Consider the following 19,226-nt stretch of genomic DNA (forward strand, 5'->3'; position numbering starts at 1 on the left):
GATGACAGAGGTAAAACTGAACCATGCAACAACACTACGCGGGAATGACATAGAACTAAAAATCTTAAGGAGTAATTAGTGGATATTAAACCAAAAAAATATAAGCAGACAAAGGAAGAATATATAAAAAGCTTTAAAGATATGCTACTACTGCGTCGTTTTGAAGAGAAATGCGGGCAGTTATACGGTATGGGAGAAATAGGCGGTTTTTGTCATTTATATATAGGACAAGAAGCAGTAATTTCTGCGGTAGATATGGTTAAACAAAAAGGCGATAGCACTATTACTAGCTATCGTGACCATGCTCATATTATTTTAGCAGGAACAGAGCCTAAATATGTTCTTGCCGAGCTTATGGGGCGAGCTACAGGCTGCTCGAAAGGTAAGGGTGGTTCGATGCATTTATTTGACGTACCGAACAAATTTTACGGTGGACACGGTATAGTCGGAGCTCAAGTACCTATAGGCACAGGGCTTGCTTTTGCTGAGAAATATAATGGTACGAATAATATTTGCTTTACTTTTTTAGGTGACGGTGCGGTTAATCAAGGTCAAGTATATGAAGCCTTTAATATGGCTGCTTTATGGGGTTTGCCGGTAGTTTATATTATCGAAAATAACGAATATTCGATGGGAACGTCTGTAGCACGTTCTACCTTTATGCGTGATTTATATAAGAAAGGGGAATCGTTTGGGATTAAAGGATTTCAGCTAGACGGTATGGATTTTGAAGAAATGTATAATGGAGCTAAACAAGCAGCAGAATATGTTAGAGAAAATAGCTTTCCGTTAATATTGGAGGTAAAAACTTATCGTTATCGTGGGCATTCGATGTCCGATCCGGCAAAATATCGTAGTAAAGAAGAAGTTGAGCAATATAAAGAACGTGATCCGCTAGTGATAATAAGAAAAACGATACTCGATAATAAATATGCAACTGAAGCGGATTTAAAAGAAATAGAACAGTCGGTAAAAGAAATTGTGAAAGAAGCAGTAGAATTTTCAGAAAACTCACCACTACCTGATGAGAGGGAGTTGTATACGAATATTTGTCATACCGTGGCTTGACCACGGTATCCAGTAACCACCATTGTTGTCATCCTAGCTCACTTGTAGCGGGATCCAGTTAAAAATACTAAAATTATTAGTATTTTTATTGTTTTTTGGATACCGTGGTCAAGCTACTAGATGACACCGAACGGATTTTTCGGTTCACGCGGGAATGACATAGGCACTATAGGAATGACACAAACTTTAATTCAAATAAAAAAGAAAAATGCAAATAACGGTACGTGAAGCATTGCGTGATGCGATGCAAGAAGAGATGATAAGAGACGACAAGGTTTTTGTCATAGGCGAGGAAGTTGCAGAATATCAAGGAGCTTATAAGGTAACTCAAGGATTACTAGAGCAATTTGGTCCTAAGAGGGTAATTGATACACCGATAACGGAATATGGTTTTGCAGGGCTTGCAGTTGGAGCAGCTTTTGCGGGACTTAGCCCGATTGTGGAGTTTATGACCTTTAACTTTGCTATGCAAGCCTTTGATCATATAGTAAATTCAGCTGCAAAAACGCATTACATGTCAGGTGGGCAGGTCAAATGTCCGATAGTATTTAGAGGACCAAACGGAGCAGCAAGTAGAGTAGCCGCTCAACATAGCCAAAATTATACAGCTTGTTATTCTCATGTTCCAGGGTTAAAAGTAGTAGCCCCTTATAGTGCCGAAGATCATAAAGGACTTATGCTTACGGCTATTAGGGACGATAATCCCGTTATTTTTTTAGAAAATGAAATTTTATACGGTCATAGTTTTGACGTACCGGAAACAATCGAGCCTATACCTTTTGGTCAGGCAAAAATTTTAAGAGAAGGTAGTAGTGTCACTATAGTAACTTTCTCGATTCAAGTAAAACTTGCCTTAGATGCCGCAAATATTTTACAGAATGATAATATTGATTGTGAAGTTATTGATCTTCGCACTATTAAACCGCTTGATACGGATACAATAATAGAATCAGTGAAAAAAACTAATCGTGTAGTTATAGTAGAAGAAGGTTGGTTTTTTGCCGGCGTTGGAGCAAGTATAGCCTCTATTGTTATGAAAGAAGCATTTGATTATTTAGATGCACCGATAGAGATTGTCAGCGGTAAAGACGTACCGCTTCCTTATGCCATTAATTTAGAAAAATTAGCTCTGCCGAGCGAGAGCGATGTAATAGAAGCCGTTAAAAAGGTTTGTTATTATAGTGTTTAGGGATATTTATGTCATCCCCGCTAGGCATTTTGCGTGGATCAATTTTACCTCTGTCATCCCGGTGGCTTGACCACGGGATCTAGTTAAAAATACTAAAATTATTAGTATTTTTTATTGTTTTTATGGACCCCGTGGTCAAGCCACGGGGTGACACAGTAGGTTTTACCGGTCTACGCAACAATGCCTCCTCGCGAAAGCGGGGATCCAGTAAAACCTATAAAAAACTAGTTTTTTTAGGTTTATTTTATCAAATATATAATGTTTGTATCAATATTAAGGCTATTTTTTCTAGATTCCCGCTTTCGCGGGAATGACAGTGGGATCGCTGCAACAAGGTTACATTTTTAACTAGTAATGTCTTTCTACTTCGCAGCTCTTTTACGGTCGTTAGGGTCAAGTAGAGCCTTACGCAGACGAATAGATTTCGGTGTTACTTCAACCCTTTCATCATCCTGTATATAGCTGATTGCCTGCTCTAGAGTTAAAAGCATCGGCGGCGTTAGTCTTATAGCCTCATCTTTACCCGATGCTCTAACGTTGCTTAGTTGCTTTGCTTTTAGCGGATTTACCTCTAAATCATTATCACGATTATGTTCGCCGATAATCATGCCTCTATATACTTTATCGCTAGGGTTTATAAACATTTTTCCTCTTTCTTCTAGATTCCATAGAGCATATGCGACTGCTGCCCCGTCACCGTTAGAGATAAGTACGCCGTTGCGTCTTCCCTCGATAGCTCCTTTATAATCGGCATATCCGTGGAAAATACGATTCATAATCCCCGTGCCTCGTGTTTCGGTTAAAAACTGACTGTGATAGCCGATTAACCCTCTAGAGGGTCCGATAAACGTAACACGGCTTTTACCTCCGCCTGACGGTCTCATATCAGTCATTTCGGCTTTTCTAAGTGCTAAAGATTTTACGACCACTCCGACATAATCATCATCAACGTCAACTTGAATTTCTTCCATCGGTTCTTGTTTATTACCTTTCTCATCGGTTTGGAATAATACTTCGGGTCTACTGATAGATAGCTCAAACCCTTCACGACGCATAGTTTCAATTAAGATACCAAGCTGTAATTCTCCTCGTCCTGCAACTTGGAAAGCATTTTTTTCAGCAGCTTCGGTAACTTTTAGTGCGACGTTGCTCTCAAGCTCACGCATTAACCTAGCTCCAATCAAGCTTGATGTAACTTTTGTCCCTTCACTTCCTGCAAGCGGTGAGTCATTAACGCTAAAAGTCATGGATAAAGTTGGGGGGTCAATAGGTAGAGACGGTACAGCTTCGGTTACTTCAGGTGAACAAATAGTATCGGCAACGTTGGCGTTTTCAACGCCTGCTACGGCAATAATATCGCCGGCTGTAGCCTCATCTATAGCGATTCTCTCTAAACCTCTAAATGCTAATATTTTAGTGATACGTCCGGTTTCAAGTACTTTATTCTCACGATTTAATACTTTTACGTTTTGGTTGATTTTAACAGTACCGCTTTGTACACGCCCCGTTAAAACCCTACCGAAGAAAGAATTATATTCTCTAGTAGTAACAAGCATAGAAAACGGTGCTTTATCGTCAGCTGCGGGTTTTGGTACATGTTTTACTATGAGATCAAACAGCGGTGCTAGATCCTCTGCTAAATTGTCTAAAGGATTAATTTTATCATCAAATGTTAAAGAAGCTTTTCCTGCTCTACCTGATGCGTAAACTATAGGGAAATCAAGCTGATCGTTATTTGCCTCGAGTGCCACAAATAGCTCGAATACTTCGTCGATAACTTCTTTAATTCTTTGGTCGTCTCTATCGATTTTATTAATAACAACGATAGGTTTTAAGCCGAGATTTAAAGCTTTAGAAAGCACGAATTTTGTTTGCGGCATTGGTCCTTCAGAAGCATCGACAAGTAACACAACACCGTCAACCATGCTTAATATGCGTTCTACTTCACCGCCAAAATCAGCATGTCCAGGTGTATCAACGATATTAATACGGATATCGTTCCACATAAGAGCAGTGCATTTGGCTAGTATTGTTATTCCACGCTCACGCTCAAGGTCGTTAGAGTCCATAGCACGCTCGGCTACTGCTTGGTTAGCTCTAAATGTTCCGCTTTGTTTAAGCATGTTATCAACAAGCGTAGTTTTCCCATGATCAACGTGGGCAATAATTGCTATATTACGAATAGATGTCATCTTTAAAAATTCTCTCAAGTTTACAATAGTTTTCCGTATTATACACTAAAATACCAAAAATTGGAATAAAGTTCTTGAAAAACTAATTGATTTAACTACAAAATAAAAATTACTAAGAATATTTAAACTTTAAAATAAGAGAAATTAATGAACGATAATATAGCACTATTTATATTTGATTTTGACGGGACATTGGTTAAAGGACATTCGCATAATTATATCGGGGAGAAGCTAGGCGGCTTAATAGCACGTAATATACAAAATCGCCGTTTTAGTTCATATGACGAACGTGATAAAGAAAAAGCTAGGCTTGAGCAAAAATTTTCTATAGAGCTGATGGAGGTATTCCTAGATAGTAATAAATTAGGTTGGAAAAATGAAGAGCAAATAGCACGCCTTTTTAAGAATATTATCTTATCCGGTCATAAAATAGCAATAGCATCGTTTAATGCTTATCCTCACGCAGTAAAATATGCATTGGAACAATTACTAGGTGAAGAAAAGGTAAAAAATATATATATAAAAACAGGCTTACCTGCTGATAGTTATGAAGAGATACAACTTCGTAATAAAGTACCTTATATTAGAGAAATAATGAATAATACCGAAATAACTAATAAAAAAAACGTGTTTTTTATGGATGATGATACAAAGCATACCGATGCTGCAAAAGACTATGGTATTACAGCAGTTTTGGTTGAGAACAAAGGAAAAGAGCATATTCATCAAGCTTGTAATTTTTTATATAAATTTAATGAACAACATGAAATTTATGTTGATTTTAAAGATACTGATACTGAATTTTTTCTTAGCGAAAAAGATTTAAGAGAAACTATTCCATTTGACCCTTGTTCTTATGATTATTATTTGAATAGCGAGGAGTATACACCATGGGGAGAGGGGAATGTGCCAACGTTAGGTAACAGTTCAAGTTTTTAATGATAGACAAATCACTTGATGTTATTTATTCTTGGATTAATAGAGGTGCAATGTTATTCCCGCGTGGACCGAAAAAATTACTCGATGTCATCCCCGCGTAGGCGGGGATCCAGAAAAAAGGTATAAATACAGCAAATTTTTGAAATTAAAAGCTTGATTTATCTTGCTTTATGCTGGATTCCCGCCGTTGCTGGAATGACATAAGTATACGGAAGTGACATCTTTAAATGTAACACTTAAGTCTAGATTATAGGACCAAAGATGATATACCGAATATTATGTTTATGTATATTCATAAATTTCTCAGTAATAGCAAAAGCACAAAATATGCCGATTAAAGAAGATAATTTCAAAGTTAGAGTAGCTGTTGCTGATGTACAATCTATATTGGAAGGTTCGATTGCTATAAAAGATTTGCGTAATAAAATCGAAAAGCTTAACCATAGAATCCAAGAGGATATTGCTGCAAAAGAAGCAGAATTTAAACCGTTGGAAGAGAAATTGTTAAATGAGCGTTCTAATTTAAGTGAAACCGAATTTGAGCATAAAGTAAACGAATTTAATGCAAAAGTTAGCCACGTTAGAAAAGAAATCCAGATTAAGAAAACAAAGCTTGAACAAGCACACGCTGAGGCTATGAGTAGAGTCCATGAAACAACTATCACAATAATTAGTGAACTTGCCGAGAAATATAACCTTAATTTGGTAATTCCAAGTGCTCAAGTCTTATATGCTAAAAATAATTTGAATATAACTTCCGAAGTGACTTTTATGTTGAATGAGAGATTAAAAGAAGTAACTATTAATTGTGTTGTATATACTCGCTGAATTTGAAAAATTGGCTACGTCGTCTTTGTAAGACCTCGGATGCTCACGTATTATTATACGCTCCGCTCCTCGGCTTACAGACTCCTTGCTCTTTTCCAAATTGAGCTTCGTATACCAGCTCTTCATTTACCAGGAGTATGTGTCATTCCCGCCTACGCGGGAATGACATAGGACATAACAACGCTATTATTTAACAAGAGTATTTAATATGGTAGAATTTACACCGATTACAATTGCATATGGGGACGGTATAGGTCCTGAAATAATGGAGGCAGTGCTTTATATATTACGTAAAGCTGAGGCTCGTATTCGTTTAGAAACTATTGAAGTAGGTGAAAAGCTTTACAAGAAGCATTATACTTCAGGCATAAGTGAAGAAAGTTGGGAATCGATACAACGTACCGGCATTATACTTAAAGCCCCGATTACTACTCCGCAAGGTGGAGGATATAAAAGTTTGAACGTCACGATTCGTAAAACATTACAGCTTTTTGCTAATATTCGTCCTTCTGTTTCATTTCATCCTTTTACTAGGACATTACATCCGCATCTGAACCTCACTATCATACGTGAGAATGAGGAAGATTTATATGCAGGCATAGAATACCGCCAAACGCATAATATGTATGAATCAATGAAGTTGATAAGTCATACTGGTTGTGAAAAAATTATTAGATATGCTTTTGAATATGCGGTAAAAAATAACCGCAAAAAAGTCACGTGCTTAAGCAAAGATAATATTATGAAATTTTCCGATGGGGTTTTTCATAAAGTATTTAATGAGATTGCAAAAGAATATTCGCAAATTAATAATGAGCATTATATTATAGATATCGGGACTGCAAGGCTTGCTACCAAACCGGAAATATTTGACGTTATCGTGACTTCTAATCTATACGGTGATATCATATCCGACGTAGCTGCTGAAATTTCAGGATCTGTGGGGCTTGCCGGTTCTGCAAATATCGGGCAGCATTATGCGATGTTTGAAGCGGTACATGGAAGTGCTCCCGATATTGCGGGTAAAGATATCGCTAATCCGTCAGGGCTTTTAAATGCTGCAATAATGATGCTAGTACATATAGGGCAGGGTGATATTGCTAGTTTAATCGAAAATGCTTGGAAGAAAACTATAGAGGATGGAGTTCATACAGCCGATATATATAATGAGCAGAATTCTAGTAAAAAAGTCGGTACAAAAGAATTTGCTGAAGAAGTAACGAAAAGATTAGGGCAGATACCGATAAAGCTACCTAAAGCAGATTATCCGTTGATTGCCGAGAAACAAGAAAGTAATATAGACTATAAAATTGATACTAAAGAGGTTAAGAAATTGGTCGGTACGGATATATTTGTGAATATGAATGTATCTTCCGCTCACGATATAGCAGATAAAATTAATAAGCTTGATCTTGGTAATGTTGAGTTAAAAACAATCTCGTCAAAAGGGCTAAAATTATGGCCTCGTGATACAAGGTTTGAAACCGTTTCCGATCATTGGTGTTGTCGTTTTATGAATAAAGACGGCACGGAAATAAAGCATTTAGATATAACAAGGTTGCTTGAAGCTTTAGGCAAAGCAAATATTGATTTTATCAAAGTAGAGAATTTATTTGAGTTTGACGGGGTTGCAGGGTATAGCTTGGCTCAGGGTGAGTAAAGCGTCATTGCGAGCAGCTGTAGGTTGTGTGGATTGATTTTCTGTTGTCATCCCGCGACTTGATCGCGGGACCCAGTCTTTTTTAATTTTTTTGGATCCTGTGGTCAAGCCACGGGATGACAACGATAACATAACAAAGAAATAACAAAAATGACACTATACTATATCGGAATATTATTAGTAATTATTGGATTATTTGCTATATTTTCAGGGATAATCGGTTTTTTTAGATTTCCTGATTTTTATACTAAATTACATGCAGCAAGTGTTATTGAGAGTTTTGGAGTGCCTGTTTGCTTAATAGGTTTTGCGTGCATTGAAGCAGATATTGTTAACTCCGGTAAATTAATTTTAGCGGCTTTATTGATTTTCCTACTAAATCCAGTAGCAACCCATGCACTCGGTAAAGCATCTTTGCTTTCAATGTCATCCTTTAGAAAGCAGGAATCCAGAAAAAAATTAAAAAAGACTGGATTCCCGCTTCCGCGGGAATGACATTAGACTATACAGTTAACCCCTTATAAAACTAATGAAAACAACTTTAAATTTTGATCTCGGCAATTACCTACTTAACTTAATTGCTTTTTTATTGATTTTAATATCCATAAAAATAATTTTTGCTAAAGATTTACTAAATGCAGTTATTGCTGCGTCAATATTTAGCTTATTAATCGGTGTATCTTATCTTATTATGGATGCTCCTGATGTCGCAATGACCGAGGCAGCACTTGGAGCTTGCTTATCAACATGCGTATATTTGAATTTGTTATGTAAATTACCTCCTTATTTAAAGAATATTGAGAGAACTAATATTATTTCCGCAAGTTTAATATGTTTATTGTTTGTAGTAACTCTTGCTTATATGGGGTTAGAATTACCGAATTACGGTGATGATAATGCTCCTATTCATATGTATTCAAGTAAATATTATCTCGAAAATACCTCTAGAGATATAGGTGTACCTTCTTTTGTTGCGGCTATTCTTGCAAGCTATCGTGGATATGATACTTTAGGTGAAACTAGCGTAATTTTAATTGCAGGAATTGCTGTGTTGTTGGTGTTTTCAAAGGAGGATGTCATACCGTGGCTTGACCACGGTATCCAGAAAAAAATTAAAAAAGACTGGATGCCGTGGTCAAGCCACGGCATGACAAAACTCAAAGTTTATCCGATAATAAAATATATCACTAGTTTTATAATACCTTATATAATTTTATATAGTATATATATTCAGCTTAACGGTGAGTCTTCGCCGGGTGGTGGGTTTCAAGCAGGTGTTATATTTGCATCTAGCCTTATTGCTTATGATTTAGTTCACGGCAATCGAAAATTAAGCAGATATTTTCCTCCTAACATGCTAATTTCTATTGCTGTTTTAGGTGTAGCAATATATGCAATCGTAGGAATGATATCACTATTTTTTAACGATAATTATTTAAATTATTATTCACTAACAAATTTTATAAATGATAAGTTACTTGCCCAGCATATCGCTATAGTTATTGTTGAAATAGGAATAGGTTTAACTGTTTCTGGAGTAATGTACTTAATTTATAACCTATTCAATAATCATGAGTAATCTGTTTTTACTAGTCAAGCGTGAATTTATAGTGCAGAATCGTATTAATAATATGATTAAATATTTAGTTATATTTTTTTTGTTTTGCTTAATTAGTACTGTTTTAATTAATAGTCAGAAAGATATCACCAAATTCGGCTTAATTTTTTCAGTAATTTGTTTATTAATCTCACTAATAGGTTTTTCTTCAATAATATTCAAAACTGATTTAGAAGACGGAAGCTTAGAGTTATTATTATCAATTGTTAGTCATGAAAAAATCATATTAGCTAAATTTTTTGCTATATTTATCAGTAGTACTATAGGGATGATTTTAACCTTGCCTATTATCTATATTTTTTTCGACCAAACTTTGTTTGAGGTAATGTTTTTCTTTATTAGTGTATGGATGATGTTAGTTTTATCGAGTAGTTTAGTAGTTTTATCGGGTAGCGTGCAATGTTATTTTAAGAAGAATGCTAATTTTATTGGCATGCTTATTATGCCGTTATTAATCCCAAATATTATAATGATAGGGTTAATATTACAAGGTAATAACTTACAATTAATTTTTATTATGATAGGAATTAATTTAATATTTTTACCGTTTTCATTCTTCTTAAGCTCTTATTTAATAAAAAATATTTACAATATTACGTGATTTTGCTTTATTTTTATTGATGTAGTGATATAAAATAAAGATGAATATTATTAATAAATTTTTTTGAGAAAAATATATGTGGCAGGCTTTACGAAGGTTAATTGCAGCAAATCCTATGGGATTTTTTCTGTGGTCTATTATAATTAAATGGTATTTAATTATAGCAGTTGCTTCCTTAATTACTTTATATTATACAGTATTGGGCTTAAAAAAAATTGGGTTTATAGATTATTTTACTGAAACTACAGTCGAGATATTAGATACAACTAAAGCAGTTGCTCAAAATTGTACTACAAAACTCGGTCCTAATTGGAATCATTTAGTTAGTTTTTGGAATTGCTTAAGTAATCCCGGAGAATATAAGCATGAAGAAGGAACAGGAGCAAAAGTGTTAGAAGATGAAATAAATAAGCTTACGCCAAAACAAGCAGATAGTGCTGCAGACGCTGAACCTCCTATAATAAACCCTTATGAAGAACTAGAAAATCCAAATAATCTTAATAATACCCAAAGCGGTAGTAATAATAATCGTTAATTTATGTCACTTTAATATTATATGTCGGATACTGAAGATAATAAAAACAAACAAACTACACGTCGTGATTTTATGGTTCTAACGGCTAGTAGTGTTGCAGCAGTCGGGGCTGTGTGTACGCTTTGGCCTCTCGTTGATTCCTTAAACCCTTCCGCAGACGTGCTTGCTTTATCATCAATTGAGGTTGATCTATCAAATATTGCGGTAGGGCAAACAGTTACGGTTAAATGGCAAGGTAAACCGGTTTTTATCACAAACCGTACTCCTGATAAAATAGCTGAAGCAAGAGCCGTAAAGATGTCGGAGCTTATTGATCCTGAGACTGATGAAGCACGTGTGAAAGCAGGTCATGATAATTGGTTGGTGACGATAGGGATTTGTACTCATTTAGGTTGTGTGCCGCTTGCTAATCAAGGTGAGTATGATGGATGGTTCTGTCCGTGCCATGGCTCACAATATGATTCTTCAGGTAGGGTTAGAAGAGGTCCTGCTCCTTTAAATTTAGCAGTGCCGCCTTATAGTTTTATTAGCGACAAAAAAATTAGAATCGGGTAGTTAGTTATGAATGAAGATATTACCCCTAAAAAGCCTAATGCCATTGTCGAATGGATAGATTATCGCCTACCCATTTTCTCTTTCCTAAAGCATTTTAGCCATTATCAGACTCCAAAAAATCTTAGCTATTTATGGAATTTAGGCTCTATTGCCGGTATTGCACTAGTAATTCAGATAATTACCGGTGTGGTGCTTGCTATGCACTATACTCCGCATGTAGATCATGCTTTCGATAGTGTTGAGAGAATCATGCGTAATGTTAATTACGGCTGGTTACTGCGTTATACTCATGCGGTAGGTGCATCGATGTTTTTTGCTGCCGTATACTTACACATAGCAAGAGGTTTGTATTACGGCTCTTATAAAGCACCGAGAGAACTGCTTTGGCATATCGGTATTATCATTTTTCTAACTATGATGGCTACTGCCTTTATGGGTTATGTGCTTCCTTGGGGGCAGATGAGCTACTGGGGTGCTACGGTAATTACTAATTTATTCTCGGCTATTCCATTAATAGGAGAATCCATAGTTACTTGGCTTTGGGGTGGTTTTTCCGTTGATAACCCAACATTAAATAGATTCTTTTCACTGCATTATTTATTGCCGTTTATTATTGTTGCTCTTGTGATGCTGCATTTAGTAGCCTTACATCAGCATGGTTCAAATAATCCGAAAGGTATCGACGTTAAAAGTCCTAAAGATACTATTCCTTTCCACCCTTATTATACCGTAAAGGATTTTGTCGGTTTCGGAGTTTATTTCATAATATTCGCTTATTTTATTTTTTACGAACCTAATTATTTAGGACATCCCGATAATTACGTTCCGGCAAATCCTTTAGTTACGCCTGCTCATATCGTACCTGAATGGTATTTTCTACCGTTTTATGCAATCCTTAGAGCCGTACCGTCTAAACTCGGTGGAGTGTTATTAATGTTCGGAAGTATATTCGTGTTATTCTTACTACCGTGGCTTGATACTTCAAAAGTCAGAAGTAGCAATTATAGACCGATATATAGAATTGCTTTTTGGATATTTATGGCAGATTGTTTATTGCTTGGTTATTTAGGCGGGCAGCCGGCAGAAGAGCCGTATATTACAATTAGCCGCTTTGCTGCTTGTTATTACTTTTTCCATTTCTTAGTAGCTTTGCCGCTGATAGGTAAATATGAGAAGCCACTACCGCTACCGGAGGAGTTGTAATACTGTCATGCTAATCGTCATTGTGAGCAGGTAGTTCTATGTCATTCCCGCATGGTATTGTTGCGTGGACCGGTAAATGCTCTTTTGTTATCCCCGCGTAGGCGGGGATCCAGAAAAAAGTATAAATACAGCAAATTTTTAAAATTAAAAGCTCGATTTATCTCGCTTTATGCTGGATTCCCGCCTACGCGGGAATGACATAAAACCACGCAACAATGCTTTGTAGGACTGACATCGTCACGAAGATATAAAAATTTTATGAAAACAAAACTAATTATCTCTATCATCATATTAATAACTTCTAGTGTATGCTTAGCAGGTGAAGAAGCATTACACCCAAAAAAGATGAAATGGTCGTTTGACGGCGTATTTGGCACAGTTAATCGTGAAGCAGCACAAAGAGGTTTTCAGGTTTATAAAGAAGTTTGTAGCGTTTGCCACGGTTTAAACAATTTATATTATCGAAACCTTAAAGATATAGGTTTTTCGGATGATGAGATAAAAGAGATTGCCAAAGGCTATACGGTAAAAGACGGTCCAAATGATGACGGTGAGATGTTTGACCGTCCCGCTCTTCCATCCGATCGTTTTGTACCTCCTTACCCTAATGAACAAGCAGCAAGAGCAGCTAATAACGGAGCACATCCTCCTGATTTATCATTGATAATAAAAGCACGTCATGATGGAGCTAATTATATATATTCGTTGCTTACCGGTTATACCGAACCGCCGGCAGATTTTAAGTTAATGCAAGGGGCTCATTATAATCCGTATTTCCCAGGTGAGCAAATAGCAATGCCGCCGCCTCTTACAGACGGGCAGGTAACCTATATGGACGGTACTAACGCAAGCGTAGAGCAGATGTCGCATGATGTTGCAGTATTTCTACAATGGGCAGCTGAGCCGGAAATGGAACATCGTAAATCTATGGGTCTTAAAGTTATGATGTTTTTGGTAGTGTTTACTATCTTTTTCTATATTGCAAAAAACCGCATTTGGTCTAATTTAAAGTAGTTCAAAAATCGTCATTGCGAGAAAGCCTTGTTGCGTGGATCAATTTCACCTCTGTCATCCCGTGGCTTGACCATGGGATCCAGTTAAAAAGTATTTTTTATTGTTTTTATGGACCTCGTGGTCAAGCCACGGGGTGACGTGGGTTTTACCGATCCACGCTGGAATGACATCGAGTAGGTTTTACAGGTCCATGCAACAACGCCTTCAGTCGCTCGTAATGACGACTTGGGTATCCATGCAATAACGTTCCTCTCTTAGTATGATGACTTATCTTTGCTATACTTATCTTAAATTATATAGATAGGTATTTATGATTACTTTATTTGCAGCGGTTACAGGATTTATTAGTTCTATCATTCCTGAAATTTTAAAAATATACAAAGATATTAACGACAAAAAACATGAGATAAATATTTTAGATCGTCAAATTGCTAATAACAAACTCAATCAATCCAAAACTTTTACAGAGCTTAACATATCACAAGAAATGGCAGAGCAATATTCTCTTTATTCTACCTATAAATCAGGTGTTAGCTGGGTTGATGCTTTAAACGGTTCAGTAAGACCGGTAATTGCTTATAGCTTCTTTGCAATGTACGGAGGTGTTAAATATGTTCAATATAAATCGTTAAAAAGTTCTGCTCTGCTAGTGGAGTATCTAGATATATTATGGAGTATAGAAGATCAAACTATTTTTGCAGGGATTATTAGTTTTTATTTTGGGCAGCGTACTTTCAGCAAATTATGGAAATGTAAGACTTGAATTTTGAGTAGATAATGTTATATATTTAAATATATAAGCAACAAATATAAAGGTAATTTTATGTTAAAGAGTGCAAAATTATATATTCCGTCTATAGCAGCTATTATTTTATCTAGTAATATTGCAATGGCTAATAATAATTATGACACCGGTCATGCGACGCCTTTGCGTCAAGTAGCGGATTTAATAGATAATCAAATTACAAATATTGATAATTTATTTAAAAATAGATTACCGCTTTATGAATCTAATAGCATAAAAAGCAATTTTATTACTAAAGATAAGCAGTATATTATTATAATGGAAGTACCTGGGTTTGATAAAAGTCAAATTAAGATTAAAGTAAACGGCAATAAATTATTTATTACAGGGAATATAGAAGAAAAAAATAAAGCTGATGATTCAGATAATTATATGAATAAAAATTTTAATTATGTAATATCATTATATGAAGATGTAGACCAGGCAAATATCTCTTCAAGCCTTAAGAATGGAATACTTACTATTATTCTACCTCGCACTGAGGTTAAAGAACAAGAAGCAAGAGAGATACCGATTAATTAAAATTAATTTACAGGTAGTCTTTTAATTTTTCTGAAAATAAAACCTTATCCATAGTTGGGGTTTTTAGTAATTTATTCGCTTTTTAGCTTTGCTAGCTCTTGAGGGGTGGGCAGGAATTTTTCAAGCTTTTTAGGTAATGTTTCTGTAAGCTTAAATTGTGATACTCCTATTGGTTTTTGGATGCCTTCTATAGCGTATTCTACGGTAATACCTTGTTTTTCTTCGCACAAAATTAACCCAATTGTAGGATTATCCGAATTATCTTTAATTTTGTGATCCATTAAATTAAGATAAAAATTTAGTTTGCCGGCATATTCTGCCTTAAATTTACCGGTTTTTAATTCAATAACAACATAACATTTGAGTTTTATGTGATAAAAAACTAAATCCAAATAATAATCTTCTTCCTCAAGTTCTATATGATATTGATTGCCAACAAATGCAAAACCTTGTCCTAACTCTAATAAAAAGTTTTTAATATTATTTATCAATTTATTTTCTAAATCTCGTTCTATTATTTTACCTTGAATATCTAAAAATTCTAAATTATACGGGTCTTTTATAATCGATCTTGCTAAATCAGACTATAGCTCAGGTAAAGTATTAGAAAAGTTATTTATACCTTTTGCTGACCTTTCATATAAATTACTTTTAATTTGTAAGGATAATACATTTCTTGACCAACCATTTTCGATGGTTTGTTGTGCATACCAAATTCTTTGATTTATATTTTTTAGTTTTGAAAAAATAACAATATTATGCCCCCAAGGAAATTCTCCAACAGGCTGTTGGAGAATTTGTTCATCGTTATATTCTTCAGCAAATTGCCTCATATAAGAAATATTTTGATATGATAATCCTTTCATTTCAGGAAATTCTTTACGCAAATCATCAGAAATATTTTGAATAACTTTTGCCCCCCATTTCTCTTTATTCTGACGTTCTAAAATTAGTTTTCCTATATTCCAATAAAGAACTATTAATTCTTTATTAACTGCTAAATGAGCTCTAATACGAGCCTTACTGATTTCTTGTTTTAAATTTTTAATTAAGTCAGTATATGATTCATTAATTGAAATATTGCTCATTGATTTTAACTACCTCTTACCACCCGCATTCATAGCAAGGCTTGCGGAAACAAATTCTTCAAGGTCACCGTCAAGCACTCCTTTAGTATCGGAAGTTTCATAATCGGTACGTAAATCTTTTACCATCTGATAAGGCTGTAAAACATATGATCTAATTTGATGCCCCCAGCTATTATCGGTTTTGGCAGCATTCTGCTCGTTAACGCTGTCTGTGCGTTTCTGCATTTCAAGCTCATAGAGTTTTGCTTGAAGCATTTTCATAGCTTGAGCCTTATTTTTATGCTGTGATCTATCGCTTTGACATTGTGTTACTGTATTGGTTGGTATATGGGTGATACGTACCGCAGAATCGGTAGTATTAACGTGCTGTCCGCCTGCTCCAGATGCTCTAAAAGTATCGATTCTTAAATCTTTATCCTCGATAGTAATTGCTATATTATCGTCAATTTCGGGGTATATCCAGCTACTTGCAAAGCTAGTCATTCTTTTACCTGCTGCATTGAACGGAGAAATACGTACCAGCCTATGAACTCCTGCTTCGGTTTTAAACCAGCCATAAGCCCGCTTGCCTATTATCCTAATCGTGCATGATTTAATTCCTGCTTCTTCGCCGTTAATCATATTGATTATTTCGGTTTTAAAGCCGAGTCTTTCGGCAAAACGCAAATACATACGCATCATAATAGACGCCCAGTCATGGCTTTCAGTTCCTCCGGCTCCGGCATTAATCTCTAAAAAGCAATTATTACCGTCTGCTTCACCTGAAAATAAGCATTCCGTTTCAAATTTAGCAGCAATGATGCTTAAATTTTTAAAGTCCTGTTCAACTTGTGAAAGTGTTTCTAAATCGTTTTCGGCTTCAGCCATTTCTTCAAGTTCTAAAGCGTCTTTTAAATTAGATTTGAGTTTATTAAAGGCATTTAGTTTTTCTTCCAAATTGCTTTTTTCTCGCAGTAATGTTTGTGCTTTAGCTTGGTCGTTCCATAAGCTCGGATCGGCTGTTAACTCTTCTAACTCTTTCAGTCTTTCAGTTGATGCTTCAACGTCAAAGTGACCTCCAAAGTAGTTCTAAAGATTGCTCAATTTTTTTTACGTAATTTTCTATTTCAGCTCGCATTATTTTTTCCTGTTATAAATTTCGATTTTGTTATATATTACATGTCATTCCCGCGAAAGCGGGAATCCAGTAAAACATATAAAAAATTTAGTTTTTTATATGTTTATTTTACCTAATGTGTAAATCTTATATTTAGTATTAAAAATTGTTTTTTTCTGGATTCCCGCCTACGCGGGAATGACATCAAAAATGGTGATGACAATTCCCCAATAAACAAACGCAAATTATATCACAATAATTATGAATAATCAAAAATATATAAGGAACTTCTCAATAATTGCCCATATCGATCACGGTAAATCTACGTTAGCCGATAGGTTAATTGAACATTGCGGCGGTCTTCAGGCCAGAGAAATGAGCCAGCAAGTGCTAGATTCGATGGATATCGAAAAAGAGAGAGGTATAACTATAAAAGCACAAACCGTGCGGCTTGTATATAAGGCTAAAGACGGTAATACTTACTACTTAAATTTGATGGATACTCCGGGACATGTCGATTTTGCTTATGAAGTTAGTAGGTCACTTGCTGCTTGTGAAGGCTCGCTATTGGTAGTTGATAGTACGCAAGGAGTAGAAGCCCAAACGCTAGCCAATGTTTATCAAGCAATTGAGAATGATCACGAGATTGTGCTGGTACTTAACAAGATTGACCTACCGGCGTCAGAGCCTGATCAGGTAAAGCAGCAGATAGAGGATATAATCGGGATCGATGCAAGCGAAGCTGTATTGATTTCAGCCAAAAGCGGTATAGGTATTGATTTAGTTTTAGAGGCAATAGTAAATAAATTACCTCCACCGAAAGAAAGTAGTACGGATATCTTAAAAGCGTTGCTTGTCGATAGTTGGTATGATCCTTATCTTGGTGTGGTTATCTTGGTACGTGTTATTGATGGAATTTTGCGTAAGAACATGCGGATTAAAATGATGGCAACAAATTCTGTTTATACCGTTGAAAATGTCGGCTATTTTACTCCAAAAAAACATATTTCAGATGTTTTGCATGCAGGTGAAATAGGCTTCTTTACTGCTTCCATAAAGCAAGTAGCGGATTGTAAAGTCGGAGATACTATTACTGATGAGAAGAAACCTTGCGAGCAAGCATTGCCCGGCTTTAAGCCGAATTTACCGGTGGTGTTTTGCGGGCTTTATCCAACAGATAGTGCGGAATTTGAACATCTAAAGGATTCGCTAGCTAAATTACGCCTTAATGATGCCAGCTTCGAGTATGAAATGGAAAGCTCGTCGGCTTTAGGTGTAGGTTTTAGGTGCGGTTTTTTAGGGCTATTACATTTAGAAATAATTCAAGAACGTTTAAGTAGGGAATTCGATTTAGATTTAATCACCACTGCTCCAAGCGTAGTGTATAAAATCCATATGCGGGACGGTGAAAGCTTAGAGATTCATAATCCTGCAGATTTGCCTGATTTGCAAAAAATTGAATCGATGGAAGAGCCGTGGATTAAGGCAACCATAATGGTACCTGATGAGTTTTTAGGAGCGGTATTATCGCTTTGTACGGAAAAGAGAGGAGTGCAGCTCGATCATAGCTATATAGCAAACAGAGCTAAAATAGTTTATAAATTACCGCTAAATGAGATTGTTTATGATTTTTACGATCGTTTAAAAAGCTGTTCTAAAGGTTATGCAAGCTTTGAATGGCAAATGGATGTTTATGAACCTTCCGAGCTTGTTAAGCTTGGGATTTTGGTTAACGCAGAAGCGGTTGATACGTTATCGACAATCGTACATCGTTCACGTGCGGAGCAGAGGGGTAGGGCGTTATGCGTAAGATTAAAGGACTTGATACCGAGACAGCAGATCGATATAGCCATTCAAGCAAGTATCGGTAGCCGTATTATTGCCCGTGAGACTATTAAGGCCTTACGTAAAGACGTTTTATCTAAATGTTACGGTGGTGATATAAGCCGTAAACGTAAGCTTCTTGAGAAGCAAAAAGCAGGTAAAAAGAGAATGAGACAGTACGGTAATATCGAAATCCCACAATCTGCTTTTATCGCAGCGTTGAAAATTGGGGATGAGTAAACTTTTTTTATTTTGTATAAAGAAAACGCTAGACGTTATAGAAAAGATTTGTTATAAGAAGTTATCTAAAAATTTTTAGATAACTTCTATATTCCTCGGTAGCTCAGTGGTAGAGCAAACGGCTGTTAACCGTTCGGTCGCTGGTTCGAGTCCGGCCCGGGGAGCCATTCCGTACGATTCGTTGTTTTTTCGAAGATATCAAACGGGAAACGCAGAGAGTACTCAAGGTTTCGACCCTTCAGCTGCAAG

Annotated in this window: 25 protein-coding genes and 1 tRNA gene; 19 read left to right on the top strand and 7 right to left on the bottom strand. The window is 35.9% G+C overall.

Going from position 1 to position 19,226, the window contains the following annotated elements; all coding sequences use genetic code 11:
* Positions 1-78: 78 nt before the first annotated feature.
* Together pdhA and AC5587_RS02395 are read left to right on the top strand one after the other, a co-directional pair.
* Complete coding sequence (gene pdhA, locus AC5587_RS02390; protein WP_499162728.1) at positions 79-1,068, top strand: pyruvate dehydrogenase (acetyl-transferring) E1 component subunit alpha; 990 nt, start codon at positions 79-81, stop codon at positions 1,066-1,068.
* A 208-nt stretch (positions 1,069-1,276) separates the two neighbouring features.
* A complete protein-coding gene (locus AC5587_RS02395) occupies positions 1,277-2,257 on the top strand; it encodes a pyruvate dehydrogenase complex E1 component subunit beta (protein WP_499162729.1) in 981 nt (326 codons plus the stop codon).
* A gap of 79 nt (positions 2,258-2,336) precedes the next feature.
* Here the strand turns inward: AC5587_RS02395 and AC5587_RS02400 are convergent, their stop codons facing one another.
* From AC5587_RS02400 to typA, 3 genes are all read right to left on the bottom strand, one after another.
* A complete protein-coding gene (locus tag AC5587_RS02400) occupies positions 2,337-2,438 on the bottom strand; it encodes a proline/betaine transporter (RefSeq protein WP_499162730.1) in 102 nt (33 codons plus the stop codon).
* Between the two features lie 66 nt (positions 2,439-2,504).
* Entirely contained in the window at positions 2,505-2,654 is a 150-nt protein-coding gene (locus tag AC5587_RS02405) for a hypothetical protein (protein ID WP_499163051.1), read from the bottom strand.
* On the bottom strand, positions 2,620-4,449 hold the full coding sequence (typA, locus tag AC5587_RS02410; protein ID WP_499162979.1) for a translational GTPase TypA: 1,830 nt from the start codon (positions 4,447-4,449) through the stop codon (positions 2,620-2,622). The genes AC5587_RS02405 and typA overlap by 35 nt, the downstream gene beginning before the upstream one ends.
* Positions 4,450-4,596: 147 nt before the next feature.
* Here typA and AC5587_RS02415 point away from each other — a divergent pair, with 147 nt between their 5' ends.
* From AC5587_RS02415 to AC5587_RS02425, 3 genes are all read left to right on the top strand, one after another.
* On the top strand, positions 4,597-5,388 hold the full coding sequence (locus tag AC5587_RS02415) for an HAD family hydrolase (RefSeq protein WP_499162731.1): 792 nt from the start codon (positions 4,597-4,599) through the stop codon (positions 5,386-5,388).
* Positions 5,389-5,649: 261 nt separating this feature from the next.
* Positions 5,650-6,216, top strand: coding sequence for an OmpH family outer membrane protein (locus AC5587_RS02420; protein WP_499162732.1), 567 nt, complete (start codon positions 5,650-5,652; stop codon positions 6,214-6,216).
* Between the two features lie 208 nt (positions 6,217-6,424).
* Complete coding sequence (locus tag AC5587_RS02425; RefSeq protein ID WP_499162733.1) at positions 6,425-7,876, top strand: NADP-dependent isocitrate dehydrogenase; 1,452 nt, start codon at positions 6,425-6,427, stop codon at positions 7,874-7,876.
* Here the strand turns inward: AC5587_RS02425 and AC5587_RS02430 are convergent.
* The gene (locus AC5587_RS02430; RefSeq protein WP_499162734.1) at positions 7,826-8,008 is read right to left on the bottom strand and encodes a hypothetical protein; all 183 of its coding nucleotides are present in this window, start codon (positions 8,006-8,008) and stop codon (positions 7,826-7,828) included. The two genes, AC5587_RS02425 and AC5587_RS02430, sit on opposite strands and share 51 nt — an antisense overlap.
* An 18-nt stretch (positions 8,009-8,026) precedes the next feature.
* On the opposite strand from AC5587_RS02430, the gene AC5587_RS02435 reads away from it, so the two are divergent.
* From AC5587_RS02435 to AC5587_RS02485, 11 genes are all read left to right on the top strand, one after another.
* Positions 8,027-8,371, top strand: a complete 345-nt coding sequence (locus AC5587_RS02435) for a Na+/H+ antiporter subunit G (protein ID WP_041077822.1) — start codon at positions 8,027-8,029, stop codon at positions 8,369-8,371.
* A 34-nt stretch (positions 8,372-8,405) separates the two neighbouring features.
* Positions 8,406-9,455, top strand: coding sequence for a DUF4040 domain-containing protein (locus AC5587_RS02440; RefSeq protein ID WP_499162735.1), 1,050 nt, complete (start codon positions 8,406-8,408; stop codon positions 9,453-9,455).
* Complete coding sequence (locus AC5587_RS02445) at positions 9,448-10,095, top strand: heme exporter protein CcmB (RefSeq protein ID WP_499162736.1); 648 nt, start codon at positions 9,448-9,450, stop codon at positions 10,093-10,095. The genes AC5587_RS02440 and AC5587_RS02445 overlap by 8 nt, the downstream gene beginning before the upstream one ends.
* A gap of 76 nt (positions 10,096-10,171) precedes the next feature.
* Positions 10,172-10,630, top strand: coding sequence for a DUF2670 domain-containing protein (locus AC5587_RS02450; protein WP_410527677.1), 459 nt, complete (start codon positions 10,172-10,174; stop codon positions 10,628-10,630).
* Between the two features lie 21 nt (positions 10,631-10,651).
* Positions 10,652-11,185, top strand: coding sequence for a ubiquinol-cytochrome c reductase iron-sulfur subunit (petA, locus tag AC5587_RS02455; protein ID WP_410527676.1), 534 nt, complete (start codon positions 10,652-10,654; stop codon positions 11,183-11,185).
* 6 nt (positions 11,186-11,191) lie between these two features.
* Entirely contained in the window at positions 11,192-12,388 is a 1,197-nt protein-coding gene (locus AC5587_RS02460) for a cytochrome b (protein WP_499162737.1), read from the top strand.
* 51 nt (positions 12,389-12,439) lie between these two features.
* On the top strand, positions 12,440-12,586 hold the full coding sequence (locus AC5587_RS02465; protein WP_499162738.1) for a hypothetical protein: 147 nt from the start codon (positions 12,440-12,442) through the stop codon (positions 12,584-12,586).
* A gap of 60 nt (positions 12,587-12,646) precedes the next feature.
* Positions 12,647-13,402, top strand: coding sequence for a cytochrome c1 (locus AC5587_RS02470; RefSeq protein WP_499162739.1), 756 nt, complete (start codon positions 12,647-12,649; stop codon positions 13,400-13,402).
* 14 nt (positions 13,403-13,416) lie between these two features.
* A complete protein-coding gene (locus AC5587_RS02475; protein ID WP_499162740.1) occupies positions 13,417-13,539 on the top strand; it encodes a hypothetical protein in 123 nt (40 codons plus the stop codon).
* A gap of 173 nt (positions 13,540-13,712) precedes the next feature.
* A complete protein-coding gene (locus AC5587_RS02480; protein WP_499163052.1) occupies positions 13,713-14,165 on the top strand; it encodes a hypothetical protein in 453 nt (150 codons plus the stop codon).
* A 60-nt stretch (positions 14,166-14,225) separates the two neighbouring features.
* Complete coding sequence (locus tag AC5587_RS02485; protein WP_410526614.1) at positions 14,226-14,729, top strand: Hsp20/alpha crystallin family protein; 504 nt, start codon at positions 14,226-14,228, stop codon at positions 14,727-14,729.
* Between the two features lie 71 nt (positions 14,730-14,800).
* Here AC5587_RS02485 and AC5587_RS02490 read toward each other — a convergent pair whose 3' ends face one another.
* The 3 genes from AC5587_RS02490 to prfB all read right to left on the bottom strand — a co-directional run bounded on the left by AC5587_RS02490 (position 14,801) and on the right by prfB (position 16,934).
* Positions 14,801-15,295 carry a PDDEXK nuclease domain-containing protein gene (locus AC5587_RS02490; RefSeq protein WP_499162980.1) on the bottom strand — a complete coding sequence of 165 codons (495 nt, stop codon included), beginning with the start codon at positions 15,293-15,295 and terminating at the stop codon, positions 14,801-14,803.
* A gap of 18 nt (positions 15,296-15,313) precedes the next feature.
* Complete coding sequence (locus AC5587_RS02495) at positions 15,314-15,817, bottom strand: DUF1016 N-terminal domain-containing protein (RefSeq protein WP_499162741.1); 504 nt, start codon at positions 15,815-15,817, stop codon at positions 15,314-15,316.
* Positions 15,818-15,826: 9 nt separating this feature from the next.
* Positions 15,827-16,934, bottom strand: a protein-coding gene (gene prfB, locus AC5587_RS02500; protein ID WP_410526615.1) for a peptide chain release factor 2 whose coding sequence is annotated in 2 segments (ribosomal slippage) — positions 15,827-16,864 and positions 16,866-16,934 — 1,107 coding nt in all. Because the reading frame shifts where the segments join, the coding sequence is not laid out codon by codon here.
* Here prfB and AC5587_RS02505 point away from each other — a divergent pair.
* From AC5587_RS02505 to AC5587_RS02515, 3 genes are all read left to right on the top strand, one after another.
* On the top strand, positions 16,868-17,050 hold the full coding sequence (locus tag AC5587_RS02505; RefSeq protein ID WP_410526619.1) for a hypothetical protein: 183 nt from the start codon (positions 16,868-16,870) through the stop codon (positions 17,048-17,050). The genes prfB and AC5587_RS02505 overlap by 67 nt on opposite strands.
* Before the next feature lie 124 nt (positions 17,051-17,174).
* Complete coding sequence (lepA, locus tag AC5587_RS02510) at positions 17,175-18,977, top strand: translation elongation factor 4 (RefSeq protein ID WP_499162743.1); 1,803 nt, start codon at positions 17,175-17,177, stop codon at positions 18,975-18,977.
* 92 nt (positions 18,978-19,069) lie between these two features.
* A tRNA-Asn gene (locus AC5587_RS02515) sits at positions 19,070-19,144 on the top strand.
* Positions 19,145-19,226: the final 82 nt, after the last annotated feature.

The sequence above is a fragment of the Rickettsia endosymbiont of Hedychridium roseum genome (genome assembly GCF_964028255.1).
Classification (GTDB): Bacteria; Pseudomonadota; Alphaproteobacteria; order Rickettsiales; family Rickettsiaceae; genus Rickettsia; species Rickettsia asembonensis.